The following is an 18,504-nucleotide window of genomic DNA, read 5'->3' on the forward strand; positions in this document are numbered from 1 at the left end:
AGCAGGCCCTGCATAAGGAGATAAGCATGACCAAACAGGTGGCAGTGATTCTCGCTGGCTGTGGTGTATTCGACGGGTCAGAAATTTACGAAACGACCCTGACATTGCTGCGCTTGGACCAGTTGGGAATAGGATATCGTTGTTTTGCTCCGGATATCGAGCAACACCATGTGGTAAATCACCTCACCCAGGAGGCCGACGCGGACGAACGGCGTAACGTGCTGGTGGAATCGGCTCGTCTGGCCCGAGGTGAAATAAGTCCGCTGACTGACCTGGCGGCCGATGAGTTTGACGCGGTGATTGTGCCGGGTGGTTTTGGTGTCGCCAAGAATCTGTCGGATTTCGCCACGGCGGGAGACAGCATGCAGGTGCTGGAGTCATTCAAGGAGGTCCTATCGGGCTTTCGCGAAGATGCCAAGCCGATTGGCTTGATCTGCATTGCGCCGGTGTTGGCGACGCGCTTGCTAGGCGATGGTATAGCGGTGACGGTGGGTAATGATCCCAGCATGTCTGGGGCGATCAGCGCCATGGGAGGCCTGCACCGCAGCTGTAGCGTCGAGGATATCGTCGTGGACCTGGAGCATCGCGTGGTTACCACGCCTGCCTATATGCTGGCGACGCGGATTAGCGAAGCGGCAACAGGTATTTTTAAACTGGTTGATCGTATTGATGAAATGATGGACTAGTTTCCAGCCCCATCCTGCCAATCGCGCGAAGTTGCGCGAAGGCTGTCCGTACAAACGTACAAGCCGCTGCTCTATGGCAGCGGCTTGTTGTTGTAAGCGCAGCGCAGGCGGTGATGTTATTCCTCGCTCGGCTCCTCGGCGGCTTTTTCGTTGCGCCGTTTGCGTACCAGGCGACCAAATAACAGGCCAACCTCGTAGAGCAGGTACATGGGAATGGCCAGCAGACTCTGCGAGATAACGTCAGGTGGAGTGAGTACCATGCCAATAATAAAGCACCCTAAAATGATATAGGGACGCTTCTGGGAGAGGCTCTCGACTGTGGTGGCGCCGGACAGAATCAGCAAAAACGTGGCCACCGGAATTTCGAACGCCACGCCAAACGCAAAGAACAGCTTGAGCACGAAGTTCAGGTACTGATTGATGTCGGTCATGACCGTGACGTTTTCCGGCCCGGTCTGGGTGAAAAACGCAAACAGCAAGGGGAACACCACGTAATAGGCAAACGCCGCGCCGGCGTAGAACAGCAGGATGCTGGACACCAGTATCGGAATCGCCAGCGCTTTCTCGTTATCGTAAAGTCCCGGCGCGATAAACGACCACGCCTGGTGGAGTACGAAAGGAATAGCGAGAAACAACGCCGTCACCAGGGTCAGTTTAAATGGGGCCAGAAACGGTGATGCCACCTCGGTGGCAATCATTTGCGACCCCGGGGGTAACAGCGCCATCAACGGTTCGGCGACGAAAAGATAGATATCGTTTGAGAACGAATACAGCGCCAGGAAAACAACCAAAATAGCAATAACCGCGCGCATCAGTCGTGAGCGTAACTCAATAAGATGCTCGATTAGCGGCGCTTGCTTCTGTTCATTGTTGGGCTCCTGCGAATCACCAGACGTACTCATGGTTGCTTGCTGTCCTTGGTAGATGACTCGGCGTCGGGCGACGCTGGCGCTTTCTCGTGGACGGTCTCCAGCGCATCATCCAGATGCGAGGCAGCACTGGCGGCACGCTGTTCCGTCGACGTTGACGTATCGCGAGACGGCGCCGTTGGTTTTTCGGGGTCGTCCGCAATCCGCTCCACGTCTTGTTTGGCTTTGCGTAGGCTCTCATCGAGCTTTTTTTGCTGGTCGGTGAGCTTTTGGCGCAGCTCTTCCGCCTCTAGCTGAGCGCTGATTTCACGCTGCATGCCCGAGACGGTGCGTTTTATTTTTCCTATCCACAAGCCTGCCGTGCGTGCGGCGCGCGGCAGGCGTTCAGGGCCCAAAACCAAAAGCCCTACGATGCCAATGACTAGAATTTCAAAAAAGCCAAAGTCGAACATGGCTTATTTGCGCTCGTCGTTGTTATCAGCCGCTTGTTTTGCTTTCTCTTCTGCCTGAACGTCGTAAGTATTGCCTGACTCGTCGTGGCGAACTTTTGCTTGGGGTTGTTCTTCGTCTTGTTTCTCGCTGTCCTTCTCGTCTTCATGAACGGCTTTTTTGAAGCCTTTAACGGCCCCGCCTAAATCCGAACCGACATTGCGAAGCTTTTTGGTGCCGAAAATCAGGATGATGATGCCTAGCACAATCAGCAACTGCCAAATACTGATACCACCTAACATATGCGTGTCCTCGTGATGGGGGTACGTTGCAAAGCCCGTTGATTAGCGCTTGCGCGCCGCTTTTTCATCGTGACCGGAAATACCGAATCGGCGCGCTAACTCGTTGAGTACGTCTTGGTGATCCATGCCCAAATGCGACAGCATCACCAAGCTATGAAACCATAAGTCAGCTGTTTCAGCGACCAGTGCCTGACGCTCGGCCAAACTGCCATGTTCGGCGTCTTTGGCGGCGATCAGCGTTTCTGTGGCTTCCTCGCCCAGCTTTTCGAGTATCTTGTTCAAACCCTTATGATGCAAGGAGGCAACATACGAATCGTCCGGCGAGGCGTGGCGACGCTTACGTAATACCTCGTCGAGCGCATCCAGTACAGGCGCATTATTGGGGGTAGGCGTCGTCGTGTCCATGGGGATCCTTAGGTTCTTCAACTATTGCCACGCCAACAGTAGCAGGCCAATCGCAGCGGCAGCCAGAACGGGCCATTGTTGACTGCTAGCCCACTGACTGAGCGGCTGCCAAGCGAGCGCTAACCCTAACAGAATCAAGCCAATGCGCAGACGATGCTGGCGCTTGCCCTGCCGCGACAACTGCTGTCGCATGGCGCTGATAGCGGAGGCTTGCTGATGGCGTTGGCGGTGTTCGTGTTCCATGCGGCTAAGCGCCTGGTGTGCCAATACTGGCAGCTCAGGTAACTGATGTGAAAGCTCTGGTGCCTGGCGTTTTAGTGAGCGCCACAGCCCACCCAATCCTGCACGCTCTTTCATCCACTGCTCTAGATAAGGTTTTGCTGTGCTCCATAGGTCTAGGTCTGGGTAAAGCTGTCGACCTAGGCCCTCAATATTAAGCAGCGTTTTTTGCAGCAATACCAACTGGGGCTGAACTTCCATATTAAAGCGTCGGGCGGTTTGGAACAGCCCCAATAACACCTGACCGAAAGAAATATCTTTCAACGGTTTTTCTAAAATAGGTTCACACACGGTTCGAATGGCCGCAGCAAACTCGTTGGCGCGGGTATTTTCACTTACCCAACCCGACTCAATGTGCAGCGCGGCGACTTCGTAATAATCCTGATGGAAAAACGCCAGCAGGTTGCGTGCCAGGTAATCTTGATCCTCGCGCGTCAGGCTGCCAACAATGCCACAGTCAATGGCGATATATTGAGGGTCTTCCGGGTTGTCGCAGTTGACGAAAATATTGCCGGGGTGCATATCGGCATGGAAGAAATTGTCGCGAAACACCTGGGTAAAGAAGATTTCCACGCCGCGTTCGGCAAGCTTTTTTAAGTTGGTACCGCTGGCTTTGAGGGTGTCGAGGTCGGCCACGGGGACGCCGCGGATACGCTCCTGCACCATGACGTGGCGACGCGTGTAGGGCCAGTAGATGGTGGGTACAAACAGCAGCGGAGAATCCTTGAAATTACGCTTAAGCTGCGAGGTGTTGGCGGCTTCCTTGTACAGGTCAAGCTCGTCGAAAAGCGTCGCCTCGTAGTCTCTGATCACTTCCACCGGGCGCAGACGACGCGCCTCGGGCACCTTGGCCAGTAGTTTGGCCACCTGGTACATCAGCGCCATGTCCTGACGCATGATGCGGTCAATGCCGGGGCGAATGATTTTAACCACCACGTCTTCGCCGCTATGCAGTCGGGCGACATGGACTTGCGCGATTGAAGCCGATGCCAGGGGAGCAGGGTCGAAAAAGGCGAAGGCTTCACTGAGTGGCATTTCGAGTTCTTTTTCGACCCGGGTCACAGCTTGCTCGCCTGGAAAAGGCGGTACCTGGTCTTGCAGTCGCCTCAGTTCATCGGCGATGTCTTCAGGTAGCAAGTCTCGGCGGGTGGAGAGCATCTGGCCGAACTTGATGAAGATCGGCCCCAGCGTCTCTAGTGCGAGGCGAAGGCGTTCGCCTCGTGAGCGCTGACCGATAGGCATCAGGCGCAGCGGCGAGAACCACAGCAGAAAACGCAGCCACCAGGGGAGTCTATCAAGCGGCAGGAGCGTATCCAGGCGATGACGGGCAATGACCCAACTGATGCGTAAAAGCCGCAAGCTCATTGATTCGCCTCCGCTCGAAGTCGTCGGTCGAGGCGCTTAAAGCGAGCTTCTAAGCGGTCGGTGGCCACCTCAAGCGCAGTGAGCTGGTCGCGTAATACATCACGCTGTTGTCGTCCAGGCAGCAACCGGGCCTCTTCAAAGACATATTCTGAAACGTCCTGCACTAGCTCCTCTTTGGTGCGCAGCCCCCAATCAGCAGCCCGCCGTAACCCTTCGGCAAGAGAATGAGCGGGGGTGTCGCCCAGCCAGCGCGCCAGTTCGTTTTCCCAGTCGAGATCCAGGTCAAGCAGCAGCGTACGCGTGGCTTCCAGTAAATGTACTTGACCACGCATTGCCAGTTTACCTTCAAACATCAGCTGCTCTACTGATGCGCCACTCAGCCATCTCGACAGCGTTTCAGGTGTCAGTTCCACGACCGCATCAACGTCGTTGTCGCCCAGATCGTCGGCGCGCAACAGGTCAATACCCGCGGCATGGTAGTGAAGTACCAGCGCAAGTTGGGGCTGTTCGAAGCGCACCAGCAGGCGGCTACCCGAAAGCTGCGCAAGCCGTGCAGGCGACGCCGGGTCTCGGGCGAGCAAGGCGTTCAACGTGCGTTCACATCCGGCCAGCAATAAGGTCGGGGTTACCAGCATGCTGACCTCTCGGTGGTTGATGTCATAACTTGATGCCGCGGTGAAGCGCGACAATGCCGCCGGTAAGGTTGGTGTATTCGACCCGCTCAAGACCCGCGTGCTCCATCATACTTTTCAGCGTCTCCTGGTCGGGGTGCATGCGGATCGATTCGGCTAAATAGCGGTAGCTATCGCCGTCTCCTGCCACCCACTCGCCCATTTTCGGCAGCAGGCGGAACGAGTATTCGTCGTAGGCTTTCGACAGCAGTGGGTTGTTGGGCTTGGAAAACTCTAGCACCAATAACCGTCCACCGGGTTTGAGCACCCGTGTCATCGAACGTAGCGCGGCGTCTTTGTCGGTGACGTTACGCAAGCCAAACGCAATGGTGATGCAGTCGAAGCTATTGTCGGGGAACGGCAGGCACTCGGCGTTGGCCTGGACATACTCGACGTTGCTGCCCACGCCGTTGTCCATCAGCTTGTCGCGTCCCACGTTGAGCATGGAGGCGTTGATATCGGCCAGCACGACCTTGCCCCGGGGGCCGACCAGGCGCGAGAACTTGAGCGTCAAGTCGCCGGTACCGCCGGCGATGTCAAGGACGTGGTGACCGGGCCGCACGCCTGCACGCTCAATGGTCAGGCGCTTCCAGACGCGGTGAATGCCCATCGACATAAGGTCGTTCATGACGTCATAGCGTGCGGCGACCGAGTGAAAAACATCGGCCACCCGAGAGGCTTTTTCGTCGAGAGGGACTTTCTGATAACCAAAATCAGTAGTGCGTTTATCCGTGGGGCTCATGGGGCTCTGGCTCCAGAGTTCAAGGCGATGAGCGTCGACCCAGCGGTCGTCGCATTAAAAGATTGACGACATTGTAGCCCTGTCCGCCCCGACTTGTCTGCGTTTGCCCTGGGGCGCGACGTCACAGCTGTTTGAACTGGATGCTGGCAGGCTCGCGGGAGGCGCCGGCGTCTTCAAGCCGTTGCAGGTAGTTTTCCCAGTAGGCCGTTTGATGCTGGGCGAGATCATATAGATAGTTCCAACTGAACAGGCCGCTATCGTGGCCGTCGTCAAAGTGCAGCTTGAGCGCGTAGTTGCCCGCTGGGGTGATGTTCTGCAGCCCCACATCTTTTTTGCCGACCTGCAATACAGCGGTATCTCCGCCGTGGCCGCGCACCTCGGCAGAGGGCGAGTAAACGCGTAAAAGCTCCACCGGCAGGCGATAGCTTTCGCCATTGGCATAACCAAGCTCAAGTTCGCGGGTCGGCTTATGATAGTGAACGCGGGTGGGGGTGGGAGCAGTCATAACACACCTCAAAAGTGGCTGGGTGTCGGCGGCCAGTGGTGGCACACCAAAACTCGGCATCCTTGCCGAGCCAGTACGTTACAGAATATAGCGCGATAGATCTTCGTCGACGGCTAGTTCACCCAGTTGAGCATTCACATAGTCGGCGTCGATCAACAGCGGGCTTTCCATATCGCCTCCTTTGAACGAAGCCTCTTCCAGCAGCCGCTCCATCACGGTATGCAGGCGACGCGCACCTATGTTCTCGGTACCTTCGTTGACCTGCCAGGAGATTTCGGCGATGCGCTCAATGCCATCCGGAGTGAACTCAACATCAAGCCCTTCAGTGGCCAGCAATGCCTTGTACTGCCGGGTCAATGAGGCAGACGGCTCGGTCAGAATGCGCTTGAAGTCACCGGGTGTCAGCGCATCCAGCTCAACGCGGATGGGCAGGCGGCCCTGCAGCTCAGGTATCAGGTCCGACGGCCGCGACAGATGGAAAGCCCCCGACGCGATGAACAGGATGTGATCAGTCTTGACCATGCCGTACTTGGTCGAGACGGTCGACCCTTCGATAAGCGGTAGCAAATCGCGCTGCACGCCCTCGCGGGAGACTTCGCCACCGCTTGATTGGCCGCTGCCCTTGGCCACCTTGTCGATCTCATCCAGGAAGACGATACCATGTTGCTCGACCGCTTCCACGGCGCGGGCCTTGATTTCCTCTTCGTTGACCAGCTTGCTGGCTTCTTCGTCGCGCAGCAGGCCGAAGGCTTCTTTCACCTTCACGCGGCGGGTTTCGCGCTTTTGCTGGCCCATGTTGGAAAATAGGCTTTGCAACTGGCTGGTCATTTCCTCCATGCCCGGCGGGGTCATGATGTCGATGCCTTGGCCCTGGGCAGACACTTCGATATCGATTTCTTTGTCGTCCAGTTGCCCCTCGCGGAGTTTTTTGCGGAAGGTCTGGCGAGTGCCGCTATCGTCGCGGGGCTTATCTTCCTGACCACGGGGCGGTGGTAGCAGTGCATCGAGAATGCGGTCTTCGGCGGCGTCTTCGGCCCTGTGACCAACCTCTTCCTTGGCATGTTCGCGGACCATTTTGATGGCCGATTCCATCAAGTCGCGAATAATCGACTCGACATCGCGGCCTACATAGCCCACTTCGGTGAACTTGGTGGCCTCAACCTTAATAAAGGGCGCACGCGCCAGTTTAGCCAAACGGCGAGCGATTTCGGTTTTACCTACGCCGGTGGGGCCGATCATCAGGATGTTTTTGGGCGTGACTTCTGGGCGTAATTCATCGTCCAGTTGCATGCGGCGCCAGCGATTGCGTAGTGCAATGGCGACGGCACGTTTGGCATCCTGTTGACCAATAATGTACTGGTCCAGGGCGTGGACGATTTCACGGGGTGTCATCTGGGTCATAAAAAGGGGCCTCAGCGTTCGTTGGTGTTCAGCTCTTCAAGCGTGATGTGGTGATTGGTGAACACACAGATGTCACCGGCGATAGCGAGGGATTTTTCGGTAATCTCTCGGGCACCCAGTTCAGTATTTTCCAACAGTGCCCGAGCGCTTGCCTGGGCAAAGTTGCCGCCAGAGCCAATCGCGATAATGCCGCGTTCGGGCTCAACGACATCACCGTTGCCGGTGATAATCAGCGAAGCGCTGTGGTCGGCCACCGCCAATAGCGCTTCCAGGCGGCGCAGCGCTCGGTCGGTGCGCCAGTCTTTGGCAAGCTCAACGGCAGCTTTGGTGAGGTGGCCCTGGTATTTTTCCAGTTGGGCTTCGAAGCGCTCAAATAGGGTGAACGCATCGGCGGTGCCGCCGGCAAAGCCCGCTAGCACCTTGCCGCGGTAGAGGCGGCGTACCTTGCTGGCGTTGCCTTTCATTACGGTGTTGCCAAGCGATACCTGGCCGTCACCCGCCAGGGCGACTTGGTTTCCGCGACGCACGGATACGATGGTGGTCATGGAGGTAACTCCTTGGGGGAGGCGAGCTCCCGATGACGGTCGGGTCGGGGTGCGACCATTATTAAGCGGTTCACAACAAAATGCGGGCGGCCGATAAAAAATCAACCGCCCGCGCACCATTGGGGTGTGAGTTTCTCAGTTTTGTAGTTGGATCAGCAGTGGCTCAATACCCTGCGTGGTCATTAGATCCTGAGCGCGATTGAGTTCGCGGGTGTCGTCGTAAGGGCCCACCTGCACTCGGTGCCAAGTACTGCCATCGGCTTGGATCTCGCTGATTTGCGCCAGCAGACTTAAGTTGCGTAGCCGCTGCTGAAGCTGCTCCGCGTCATCAAGCTCGCGGAACGAGGCGGCTTGTAGTACATAGCGTGCATCCTCTTCATTGGCTGCTTGCTGTGCGGTGGTGACTTGTTCTTCCGGTCGCATATTGGCAGCGATGACCTGGGCAATGGGGTCGTCAACGGTATCGTCGTCGCGATTGGACGCATCCGCATCCGCTTCGGCAGCGGCCGGCTGTTCAACGCTGGAAGGAGGCGTGACGCCGGGCGCAATGACTTCGGTTTCAGGCAGCAGGGTGTAAAACTCGAACGTTGGCATGGACGACTCAGACGATGACTCGGTTTCTCGTGCGGCCTCGCGTGCTTCTCGCTCCTCAGCGGTTGAGTCAGACGTCGTTTGGGCGTTGTCATCCGGCGTGTCCTGCCAGGGGGCGGTGCCATGCTGATGCTGGGCAAGAAAGAAACCGGCCGCCACACCTGCCAGTGCCCATAACCAGCCGGGCAAGCGGAACCCACCGCTGGAGCGGCGGGCAGCTTTGCGTTGGCTCGTGGCACCGCGGCGGGCGGGCTTTTTACGCGGACTGGCCATGGATTACATCTCCTCGGGGGCGCTGACCCCCATTAAATCCAAGCCATTGCGCAAGACTTGGCGGGTCGCCAGGCCCAGCGCCAGACGTGTGTTGCGTAGTGTGTCGTCGTCGACCATGACCTTGACGGCGTTATAGCAGGTATGGAAATCGCCCGCGAGGTCTAGTAAGTATTGGGCTACCTGCTGGGGTTCACGGTTGTTAGCGGCATTTTCGACCACCTCCGGGTAGCGGGCCAAACGGTTGAGCACGGCGCGTTCCTGGTCGCTGTCCAGTAGGGCTAAATTGGCCATGGCAAGGGGGTGATCGAAGGGCTGCCCGGCTGCTTCGGCCTTGCGCAGCATGCTGCACACCCGGGCGTGGGCATACTGGATGTAATACACCGGATTATCGTTGGACTGCGAGCGCGCCAGGTCGATATCAAAGGTCAACTGTGAGTCGGCGCGGCGGGCGGACAGGAAAAAGCGCGTGGCGTCGCGGCCCACTTCGTCGATCAGGTCGCGCACGGTGACATAGCTACCGGCGCGCTTGGAGAGTTTTACCTCGACGCCTGAGCGGGTCACCATGACCATTTGGTGCAGCACATAGTCGGGCCAGCCTTTGGGAATGCCGACTTCCAGCGCCTGCAAGCCTGCACGCACGCGGGTCACGGTCGAATGGTGGTCGGCACCCTGTTCGTTGATCACCGTCTTAAAACCGCGCTGCCATTTGTCGAGGTGGTAAGCCACGTCGGGCAGGAAATAGGTGTAGCCGCCTTCGCGTTTGCGCATCACGCGGTCTTTATCGTCGCCAAAATCGGTGGTGCGCAGCCACATCGCGCCGTCTTCTTCATAGGTGTGGCCCGCCGCGATGAGCTTCTCAACGGTGGCATCCACCTTGCCGTCGGCATATAGCGAAGATTCAAGAAAGTACACGTCGAACTCGACGCCAAAGGCTTTGAGGTCCAGGTCCTGTTCGCGGCGTAGCCAGGCCACGGCAAAGGCCTGAATCGCGTCAAGGTCGTCGGCGTTGGCATTGGCGGTGACTTCTCGGTCATCGGCGGTGACCGTTTCACCCGCCATGAAGTCCTTGGCGACATCGGTGATGTATTCGCCGCGATAGCCGTCTTCCGGCCAGCTTGGATCGTCGGGGCCGAGGCCCTTGGCGCGGGCTTGCACCGAGCGCGCCAGATTGACAATTTGCGCCCCCGCGTCGTTGTAGTAGAACTCGCGGGTCACGTCATAGCCGCTGGCATTAAGCAGGCGGCACAGGCAATCGCCGATCGCGGCGCCCCGGCCGTGACCCACATGAAGCGGCCCGGTAGGGTTGGCCGAAACGAACTCCACCTGAACTTTTTGACCCTTGCCGATCAGGCTGCGGCCAAATGCATCGCCGCTGTCGAGTACCTGAGCCACAATTTGTGCGACGGCATCCGAGGCGGCAAAAAAGTTGATAAACCCAGGGCCGGCGATCTCGGTTTTTTGGATAGCGTCGCTTGCAGGCAGCGCCGCAACCAGAACGTCCGCCAGTTCGCGGGGTTTCATGCCGGCCGGTTTGGCGAGCATTAACGCCAGGTTGGTGGCGTAATCGCCGTGGGATTTGTCTTTGGTGGGGTCCACCTTGATGGTGGGCTGTAGATCAGCGGGCAGCACGCCTTGGTGCTTGAGCGCGGAGACCGCGCCGTCGAGCAGTGAACTAATCGTGTCTTTCATTTAAGTATCCGGGTGTTATCAGTGGCGGCGTGTACATGCACGCATCGCTATGCGGCGGCAAAGTGCCCCATTATCGGCAATTGGCGCGCAGTTTCAAAGCGGTGTGTGCGCTGGCGACTAGGACAGACTTTGTGGGTCGATGTCGATTGACCAACGAACCCGCCGCGCCTCGCGGTTGGCTTCAAGCCATTGCACCATCCAACTAGTCGCAGCATGTAGCTGACTGCGTTTATCCGCGGCGAGCATCACCTGCAGATGGTAACGGTTTTGGCGACGCTCCATAGGCGCGGGTACCGGCCCTAGACAACGTACTGGGGAGCCGGCTTCGCCTAGCCATTGGCGTAGTGCCTGGGCGGCCTGCTGGGCCAGGCTAAGAGCCGCCTCTTCTTTAGGACTTTCGACCCGCAGTAGCGCCATAAAACAAAACGGCGGCAATTGGGCCAGGCGGCGCTCTTCCAGCAAGTTACGTGCCAGTGCCCCATAACCGTGTTCGGCGAGCTGACCCAGATGCGGGTCATCGGGGTGAAGCGTTTGTACCAGCACGCGGCCGGGGTGGGCCGCCCGCCCAGCTCGGCCGGCCACTTGTTCGAGCAACTGAGTGCTGTGCTCAAGGGCGCGGAAGTCCGCCGCGTAAAGACCGCCGTCGGCATTGACCACCACTACGAGCGTTACGTGGGGCAAATGGTGGCCCTTGGCAAGCATTTGCGTGCCCACCAGCAGGCAGGGCTCGCCACGTTGAATCTCTTTAAGCATTTTCTCAAAGCTGTCTTTGCGCCGCGTGCTATCACGGTCGATGCGTTGCACCGTGGTCTTGGGAAACAGGCTTTGCAGCGTTTCTTCGGTACGTTCTGTACCGCTGCCCAGGGCGCGTAAATCACCGCTACCGCATTGGGGACAAGCGTCCGGCAGGGCGCGGCGGCTGTCGCAATGGTGGCAGGCCAGTAGCGGTGGCTGTCGATGCAGCGTCATACGGGCATCGCACTGGCCGCATTCAGCCAGCCAGCCGCAGGCATGGCAGGCAAGCGTTGGCGCAAAGCCTCGCCGATTGATAAAAATCAATACCTGCTTGCCGGCAGCCAGGGTGTTTTTGATGGCGGTTAACACTGGTGGTAATAACCCGCCCTGACGACGTTGGTGGCGCATGTCCACCAGCTCGAGTTTAGCGGGTGGGTGGCTGCTGGGACGCTGGGTCAAGCGTAAGTGGCGGTAAGACCCCGCCAGTGCCTGTTGCAGACTTTCAAGGGACGGCGTTGCACTGCCCAGTAACAAGGGAATTTTATGTCGGTGGGCGCGGGCGACGGCCAAGTCCCGCGCATGGTAGCGCAGGCCGTCCTGCTGCTTGTAGGAACCATCGTGTTCTTCATCGACGATAATCGCCCCTGGGTTGGCTAGCGGCGTGAAAATCGCCGAGCGAGTACCAATGATGATCAGCGCCCGTCCGCTGGCAGCGGCCTCCCAGACGTCCAGGCGCTCAGGGTCGGTGAGCCCTGAGTGCAGCGCCAAAACCGGCACGCGAAAGCGGCTCTTAAAGCGCGCAAGCGTTTGTGGGGTCAGGCCAATTTCCGGCACCAGTACTAGCGACTGCTTACCTTTGGCGGCCACCGCTTCAATTAGCTGTAGGTAAATTTCCGTTTTGCCGCTGCCGGTGACGCCCTCTAGCAAGCAAGGGTGATAGCCATCGAGCTTTTCGTGTAATGCAGCAAGCGCGGTGGCTTGTTCGCGATTAAGTGGCAGCGCCGGGCTCGCCAATAAGCTGCCGCTGGGTGGCTTGGGGGCGGTAAGAGTAATGTCCTGGGCATGGGCGAGGCCTTTTTTTTCCAGGGCAAGCAGTTGGTCGCGGCTAAAACCATGCGCGCTGACCGCACGGCCCGGCAATCCGTGAGGGTGCTGGCGCAGTAGCGCGTGTAACTCTGCCTGCTTGGGAGCACGGCTCAGGCGTTCATCGTTGGAGGGGCCTTCTGCGTGCCAAAGAGTTTGCGTGCGCCCCGCCATCGGGTGGCCCTGGCGTAGCCGTGCAGGCATCGCCATGGCCAGCGTGTCGCCCAGGCTATGCTGGTAATAGCGTGCTGTGAATTGGCAAAGCCATAACCAATCGGCGGGCAGAGGGGCGTCGTCTAATATTTCGCTGACGCTGCGCAGTTGGGACTGCGGCAGGTCACTGTGGTCGGCCAGTTCAACGACCACCCCGACCACCTCTCGACGACCAAACGGGACGCGGACGCGTAGCCCCGGCTGCCAGCCATCAGGCGGCGCTTGGCGGCTGGGCAGGTAGTCAAACAGACGCCGCAGTGGCGACGGCAAGGCAATTTTAAGCACCTGAGCGGAAACAGCGTTGGGCAATTGGCCTCCGGCATTAGTTTTGCTAGAATATGCGGCCGCTCCGACTTTAAACGAAGGAGCGATTAACCGGTTAGTCGTTTTTAAACCCGTATGCGGTGCCTGGCACGAGATCAGGTGGCGGCATACCGCTGATGAGGCTCAAGATGAAACAAGGTATCCATCCGAATTACAACACGGTCACCGCCAACTGTTCTTGCGGTGCTACCTTCGAGGTAGGCTCGACCTCGGGCCAGGGATTTTCTCTGGACGTGTGCTCCAACTGCCACCCTTTCTACACGGGTAAGCAGAAGCAAGCGACCACTGGTGGCCGTGTAGAGCGCTTCAACAAGCGTTTTGGCGCTGCAGTCAAGCGCGGCTAATCCACGCAGGATTTGCCTTCTTGTCAGTGCTTCGGTGCTGTCAACAAAACCCACGCACTGGCGTGGGTTTTTATTTGCCTTGATATTCTTGTGGAAAAAATTTCCACAAAATGTTGCGTTGCATCAGTAAGGTAACTGTTATAACTGAAGCGGTTACATATAAGTTTCATTAAATATATTCGAAATGTTACGAAGTTGGGGTTAAAGTCGGTTAAACGACCGTTTTTATGTTGGGTTTACCGCTCGCTTGAGCGGGCTGGGATTTTTCTATATTCTGGCACCACTTATCCTCACATTAACGTAACTGGACCCTTTAACATGACCGATGCAAACAAGCAGGCCGCTTTGGATTATCACGCTAAGCCGATCCCCGGTAAGCTGTCGGTGGAGTTGACCAAACCCACCGCCACAGCAAGGGATCTAGCGCTGGCGTATAGTCCTGGCGTTGCCGAGCCGGTCAGGGAGATTGCCCGTGAAGCCGAGAACGCCTACCGCTACACGGGGAAAGGGAATCTAGTCGCGGTGATTTCCGACGGCAGCGCGATTCTTGGATTAGGTAACCTTGGGCCGCTGGCTAGCAAGCCCGTGATGGAAGGCAAGGGTGTATTATTTAAGTGCTTCGCCGGGATTAACTCGGTGGATATCGAAGTTGACGCTGAAAGCCCGCAGGCGTTTATTGATACCGTGGCGCGTATTGCCGATACCTGGGGCGGTATCAATTTAGAAGATATCAAAGCGCCCGAATGTTTTGAAATTGAGAAAGCACTGATTGAGCGCTGTCGTATTCCGGTATTCCATGACGACCAGCATGGCACGGCAATTGTTACCGCTGCGGGTATGCTCAACGCACTGGATATCGCAGGCAAGGCTATCGAGAACGTGAAGATCGTTTGCATGGGGGCGGGAGCCGCCGCGATTGCCTGCATGCGTTTGCTGGTAGCCTGTGGAGCGAGCAAAGACAACCTGATTATGCTCGACCGCCGCGGGGTTATCCACGGTGACCGCGAGGGCATCAACGAATATAAAGCCGAGTTTGCGCGGGATACGGACATGCGCACCTTGGATGATGCCATCGACGGCGCCGATGTGTTTATTGGTTTGTCAGGCCCTGGGCTGCTGTCGGCGGAGCAGGTGAAGAAAATGGCGGCGGATCCGGTGATTTTTGCCTGCACTAACCCTGATCCCGAGATTCACCCTGATGTTGCCCGCGAGGCGCGGCCTGATGTCATTATGGCGACCGGCCGCTCGGATTTCCCCAACCAGGTGAACAACGTGTTGGGCTTCCCATTTATTTTTCGTGGTGCGCTCGATGTTCGCGCGACGCGCATCAATGAGGCCATGAAACTGGCGGCGGTGCATGCGCTCAAAGATCTGGCCCGCGAGCCTGTTCCCCAGGAAGTCCTGGATGCCTATGAGCGGACCGATATGCAGTTTGGTCGCGAGTATATTATCCCGACACCCGTCGATGTACGCCTGCTGGCACGTATATCCTCGGCGGTGGCCCAGGCTGCTGTGGACTCAGGGGTGGCGCGTAAGCCGTATCCAGCCCATTACCCACTCGGTTCCATCAACGACGTATATGGCGACTAGCCCGCGATATCCGCTATCACCATTGCCAACGCCCGCTATCCAGCGGGCGTTGGTGTTCCAGGGTGGCTAATTGAAAAAAGCTAGAAGCGCTCAATGTGCCTGCCCCCTGGTATTTTTATCTACGATTACGGTGAATAGCGTGTCAGGCCTTCCTGAGCGGTAGAGGCGATTAAAAGGCCATCGCGCTGGTAGATATGCCCCCGCGCCAGTCCACGGGCGCCGCCCGCCCAAGGTGAATCGATGACGTACAGTAGCCAATCATCCAGCCGTGTGTCTTCATGCAGCCATAGTGCATGGTCAAGGCTCGCAATGCGTAATTGCGGATCGGTGAAGCGGATGCCGTGGGGTACCAGACTGGTGGTCAGCAAATTAAAGTCTGACGCGTAGGAGAGCAAGTGGCGGTGAAGGGCGGCGTCGTCGGGTAGACTGCCAGCCAGTCGAAACCACAGGCACTGGCCCGTCGGCATCGCCTGGTCTGGATTACCCTTGAGGTGCAAAAACTCGATCGGGTGGCCAGGAAAGCGAGCGTGCTTGACATCACCGCTTTCCATCAAGGCCTCGGGCGAGAGGACTTCGGGCATCGCCCGTTGATGGCTAAAGCTTGCCTCGGTGCTTTGGAACGAGGCGCTGCAGAAAAAGATCGGGCGGCCCTTTTGAATGGCTGTCACGCGGCGTGTGGTAAAACTGCCGCCATCGCGGATGGTATCAACCTGATAGACCACCGGACGGTGAGGGTCACCAGGGCGAAGAAAGTAGCCGTGCTGAGAATGCGGGCGGCGCTCATCGGGCACGGTACGACTGGCGGCGGCGAGTGCCTGCCCGAGGACCTGCCCGCCGTAGAGTTGGGGTAAGCCTAAATCTTGGCTCTGGCCGCGAAACAGAGTGTCTTCCAGAGTTTCTAGCTCAAGCAAATTGACCAGCGTATTCAGCGCGTCTGCCATTCTCGGTATCCTATGGTCTCTTATCAAGCGGCGCTGGAAGCACCGTTCATACGATCGTTTTGTTACCTTAACGGAGTTTGCCGTGATACGCAGCGATGAATTTTATATGCATCGGGCCCTGGACCAAGCGCGCCTAGCGGCAGAAATGGGCGAAGTGCCGGTAGGCGCGGTGGTGGTCGACGCAAAGGGCCAGGTGATTGGTGCGGCCGGCAATGCCCCCGTTACTAGTTGCGACCCCAGCGGCCATGCGGAAATTCGCGCGCTGCGCGCAGCGGCCCAGTATGCAGCTAACTATCGTCTGGCGGGCTGTACGCTATTCGTGACGCTTGAACCCTGCATGATGTGTGCCGGTGCGATGATTCACGCACGCATCAGCCGCCTTGTGTACGGTGCTCCCGAGCCGCGCACGGGGGTGGTTGAGTCCAAAGCCAACCTGCTGGCACAGCCTTGGTTTAATCATGCGATTAGCGTGCAGGGTGGCGTGCTGGCGGTACCCGCAACCAAATGTTTAAAAGCGTTTTTTGCCGCTAGGCGGGGCGAGGCTGATGGGGAGCTTAGTCAGCGGCTCGACCGGTAGCCACTCGGTTGCGGCCTTCCCGTTTAGCGCGATACAGCGCTTCATCGGCAGTTTGCATCATAAGCGTCATGTTGAGCGGTTGCGGGTCGTTAACGCTGACCACACCAGCGCTAAGGGTGATGGGCTCGCCATTCGCATGAGCCAAATGAGCACCAACGAGTTGCAAGCGTAGCGTATCAGCCACCTTGTATGCGGTGTCTAAGTCTAACCCAGGCAGCCAGGCGACAAATTCCTCACCACCGTAGCGCGCAAAAATGCCGCCGTAGTGCCCGATCAAGGCTTCTCCCAACACGGCCATGCGTGCTAAGTAGTCGTCGCCCACCAGGTGTCCCAACTGATCGTTGACGCGTTTGAAATGGTCGATATCAAACAATGCCAGGCTGAGCGGCCGTTGGTTCTGATGCTCATTGACATGGTCGAGAAAGTGTCGGCGATTAGCAATGCCGGTTAACTCATCGTGGCGCGCCAGCCATTCGACCTCGCGCTGCAATTTGCTGCGGGTCTTTATTTCTTGCTGAAGTGACTGATTGCTTTCCTGTATGGCGCGGTGATGATGGCCTAACCGCTTAAAGGTATAGATTACCAAGTACACCAAATAGGCGAATGTCAGACCTAGCACGAGGCTTAACGTAGGCAGCCTGGGGAGTTGGCTCAGTAGGTACTGCCGTCGCGGCTGGTCCGAGAGCGTCAGTGTTTTATCGCCTAGCGCTACCCGGTGTTGATACGCCCATGGACCAGGGTGCGAAGCATCTCCGTGTTCGGCGAGGATCTGTTCGCCATCGCGCCACTGAATCAAACCTTCGGTATCGGTTAGCCGCTCAAATAGGGTGTCAGCCAGCTGTGAAAAGCTCACCACCATTGCCGCTGCGCCTATCGGAGTTTGTTGCTCGTTGTTCACGGGCAAATAGTGGATCATGCCCGCTTCGCCTTGCAGCAGCTCAATAATATCGGTGCTGCCTTCACGCTCACCGCGAAGTGCCGGTTCCAGCGCGGGACGGCCTGCTGGTTGCACGTCGAAAAGGCGTAGCCCAAGGGTGCTTAAGTTAACCGGGGTGGCGGGGTAGACTTGGCGAATACCGCTATCGGGTGTGATGAAGGCCATATTGATCAGGTAGCCAAAGTCGCGTTGATATCCTTCAGCCTGATGCACCCATTGACGGTAGCTGGGTGGCGCCGATTGTAGCTCCCAAGTGCGCGCAAAACGGCGCATGGCGTCAAGGTGGGCGGTAATCTCGCGACTCAACTGGCTTGTCACGGTTTGCACGCGGGCTTCAGCACGCTGGTAGAGCGTGCGCTCGGCCTGGAGGTGGAGCTGCTGCCAAAGCAGCAGGGTTACGCCTACTAAGCCGAGGGTCGACCATAGCGACGTGGCAAGATAGCGCTTGCCATACCAGTAAGGGCTGGCGTAAACGGCTTGGGCGAGCAGCAGCGTTGCATGGAGGAGTAGTGAAGGCCAAGTCGCTGCATAGTGAAGCAAGGGGGTAAAGCCAGAGTACAGGGTAGAACCAATGCTTTGTAGGCCCAGCAAAAGGGCGGCCGCAATGACCAGTAATGGAGCGCCAAGCCGCGCGCGTAAATCTAACAGCAGTGCCAGCGCAGTCAGTTGTAGGGCGATGCTGGTGAGTAACGGTGCGCGGAGTGTTTCGAGCGTCGCGCCCGGTAAAACGCGTTCGGCCAGCAGTTGCCAGGCGGCGGTGGGCAGCCAGGCTTCGGGCAGCAGGTAGCTGAGCATGCCTGGGGCGAGTAATGCGAAGGCGCCGGAGGCGAGCAGGCATGCCAATGGCCGGGTTCCACGCATCGTTGCCAGTTGAGCGAGGCCCAGTAACCACAATGCCAGGGAGGTGATCCCCGGTGCCAGCATCAAAAGTGCTGCCGCGCCGACCATGACGATGACAGCAAGACTTAGCGCGGTGCGATTGAAAAGCGTTTGAGGCATTAAGGTCTC

General features: G+C 57.9%; 19 protein-coding genes. 4 read left to right on the plus strand and 15 right to left on the minus strand.

The window, feature by feature from the left end:
* Window positions 1-26 precede the first annotated feature (26 nt).
* On the plus strand, window positions 27-686 hold the full coding sequence (elbB, locus tag GA0071314_RS03305) for an isoprenoid biosynthesis glyoxalase ElbB (protein ID WP_074395306.1): 660 nt from the start codon (window positions 27-29) through the stop codon (window positions 684-686).
* A gap of 116 nt (window positions 687-802) precedes the next feature.
* Here elbB and tatC read toward each other — a convergent pair whose 3' ends face one another.
* The 13 genes from tatC to GA0071314_RS03370 form a co-directional block, all read right to left on the minus strand.
* Window positions 803-1,588 (minus strand): twin-arginine translocase subunit TatC, encoded by a 786-nt coding sequence (gene tatC, locus GA0071314_RS03310; protein WP_074395307.1) that lies wholly within the window; start codon window positions 1,586-1,588, stop codon window positions 803-805.
* Window positions 1,585-2,007, minus strand: a complete 423-nt coding sequence (gene tatB, locus GA0071314_RS03315) for a Sec-independent protein translocase protein TatB (protein ID WP_074395308.1) — start codon at window positions 2,005-2,007, stop codon at window positions 1,585-1,587. Before tatB ends, tatC begins: the two co-directional genes overlap by 4 nt.
* 3 nt (window positions 2,008-2,010) lie before the next feature.
* Entirely contained in the window at window positions 2,011-2,286 is a 276-nt protein-coding gene (gene tatA / locus GA0071314_RS03320; RefSeq protein WP_074395309.1) for a Sec-independent protein translocase subunit TatA, read from the minus strand.
* Window positions 2,287-2,328: 42 nt separating this feature from the next.
* Window positions 2,329-2,691 (minus strand): phosphoribosyl-ATP diphosphatase, encoded by a 363-nt coding sequence (locus GA0071314_RS03325; RefSeq protein WP_074395310.1) that lies wholly within the window; start codon window positions 2,689-2,691, stop codon window positions 2,329-2,331.
* 21 nt (window positions 2,692-2,712) lie between these two features.
* Complete coding sequence (gene ubiB, locus GA0071314_RS03330) at window positions 2,713-4,335, minus strand: ubiquinone biosynthesis regulatory protein kinase UbiB (RefSeq protein ID WP_074395311.1); 1,623 nt, start codon at window positions 4,333-4,335, stop codon at window positions 2,713-2,715.
* Window positions 4,332-4,970 carry a ubiquinone biosynthesis accessory factor UbiJ gene (locus GA0071314_RS03335; RefSeq protein WP_074395312.1) on the minus strand — a complete coding sequence of 213 codons (639 nt, stop codon included), beginning with the start codon at window positions 4,968-4,970 and terminating at the stop codon, window positions 4,332-4,334. Before GA0071314_RS03335 ends, ubiB begins: the two co-directional genes overlap by 4 nt.
* A 22-nt stretch (window positions 4,971-4,992) precedes the next feature.
* Complete coding sequence (gene ubiE, locus GA0071314_RS03340) at window positions 4,993-5,748, minus strand: bifunctional demethylmenaquinone methyltransferase/2-methoxy-6-polyprenyl-1,4-benzoquinol methylase UbiE (RefSeq protein WP_074395313.1); 756 nt, start codon at window positions 5,746-5,748, stop codon at window positions 4,993-4,995.
* Between the two features lie 121 nt (window positions 5,749-5,869).
* On the minus strand, window positions 5,870-6,253 hold the full coding sequence (locus GA0071314_RS03345) for a gamma-butyrobetaine hydroxylase-like domain-containing protein (RefSeq protein WP_074395314.1): 384 nt from the start codon (window positions 6,251-6,253) through the stop codon (window positions 5,870-5,872).
* A 78-nt stretch (window positions 6,254-6,331) separates the two neighbouring features.
* Window positions 6,332-7,654 (minus strand): ATP-dependent protease ATPase subunit HslU, encoded by a 1,323-nt coding sequence (gene hslU / locus GA0071314_RS03350; RefSeq protein ID WP_074395315.1) that lies wholly within the window; start codon window positions 7,652-7,654, stop codon window positions 6,332-6,334.
* Window positions 7,655-7,665: 11 nt separating this feature from the next.
* A complete protein-coding gene (hslV, locus tag GA0071314_RS03355) occupies window positions 7,666-8,199 on the minus strand; it encodes an ATP-dependent protease subunit HslV (RefSeq protein WP_074395316.1) in 534 nt (177 codons plus the stop codon).
* Between the two features lie 135 nt (window positions 8,200-8,334).
* Complete coding sequence (locus tag GA0071314_RS03360) at window positions 8,335-9,063, minus strand: SPOR domain-containing protein (RefSeq protein WP_074395317.1); 729 nt, start codon at window positions 9,061-9,063, stop codon at window positions 8,335-8,337.
* Between the two features lie 3 nt (window positions 9,064-9,066).
* Entirely contained in the window at window positions 9,067-10,752 is a 1,686-nt protein-coding gene (gene argS, locus GA0071314_RS03365) for an arginine--tRNA ligase (RefSeq protein ID WP_074395318.1), read from the minus strand.
* A gap of 117 nt (window positions 10,753-10,869) precedes the next feature.
* The gene (locus GA0071314_RS03370; RefSeq protein WP_074395319.1) at window positions 10,870-13,092 is read right to left on the minus strand and encodes a primosomal protein N'; all 2,223 of its coding nucleotides are present in this window, start codon (window positions 13,090-13,092) and stop codon (window positions 10,870-10,872) included.
* Window positions 13,093-13,235: 143 nt separating this feature from the next.
* Between GA0071314_RS03370 and rpmE the strand changes: the two genes are divergently transcribed.
* A complete protein-coding gene (gene rpmE / locus GA0071314_RS03375) occupies window positions 13,236-13,451 on the plus strand; it encodes a 50S ribosomal protein L31 (protein ID WP_074395320.1) in 216 nt (71 codons plus the stop codon).
* 318 nt (window positions 13,452-13,769) lie between these two features.
* A complete protein-coding gene (locus GA0071314_RS03380) occupies window positions 13,770-15,041 on the plus strand; it encodes a malic enzyme-like NAD(P)-binding protein (RefSeq protein ID WP_074395321.1) in 1,272 nt (423 codons plus the stop codon).
* 125 nt (window positions 15,042-15,166) lie between these two features.
* Here GA0071314_RS03380 and GA0071314_RS03385 read toward each other — a convergent pair whose 3' ends face one another.
* A complete protein-coding gene (locus GA0071314_RS03385) occupies window positions 15,167-15,982 on the minus strand; it encodes an acyl-CoA thioesterase (protein WP_074395322.1) in 816 nt (271 codons plus the stop codon).
* Window positions 15,983-16,067: 85 nt separating this feature from the next.
* Between GA0071314_RS03385 and tadA the strand changes: the two genes are divergently transcribed.
* Window positions 16,068-16,559, plus strand: coding sequence for a tRNA adenosine(34) deaminase TadA (gene tadA / locus GA0071314_RS03390; RefSeq protein WP_269449432.1), 492 nt, complete (start codon window positions 16,068-16,070; stop codon window positions 16,557-16,559).
* Here tadA and GA0071314_RS03395 read toward each other — a convergent pair.
* Window positions 16,537-18,495: a sensor domain-containing diguanylate cyclase gene (locus tag GA0071314_RS03395; RefSeq protein ID WP_074395323.1), complete on the minus strand. Its 1,959-nt coding sequence runs from the start codon at window positions 18,493-18,495 to the stop codon at window positions 16,537-16,539. The genes tadA and GA0071314_RS03395 overlap by 23 nt on opposite strands.
* Between the last annotated feature and the right edge of the window lie 9 nt (window positions 18,496-18,504).

The sequence above is a fragment of the Halomonas sp. HL-93 genome, assembly GCF_900086985.1.
Lineage (GTDB): Bacteria > Pseudomonadota > Gammaproteobacteria > Pseudomonadales > Halomonadaceae > Vreelandella.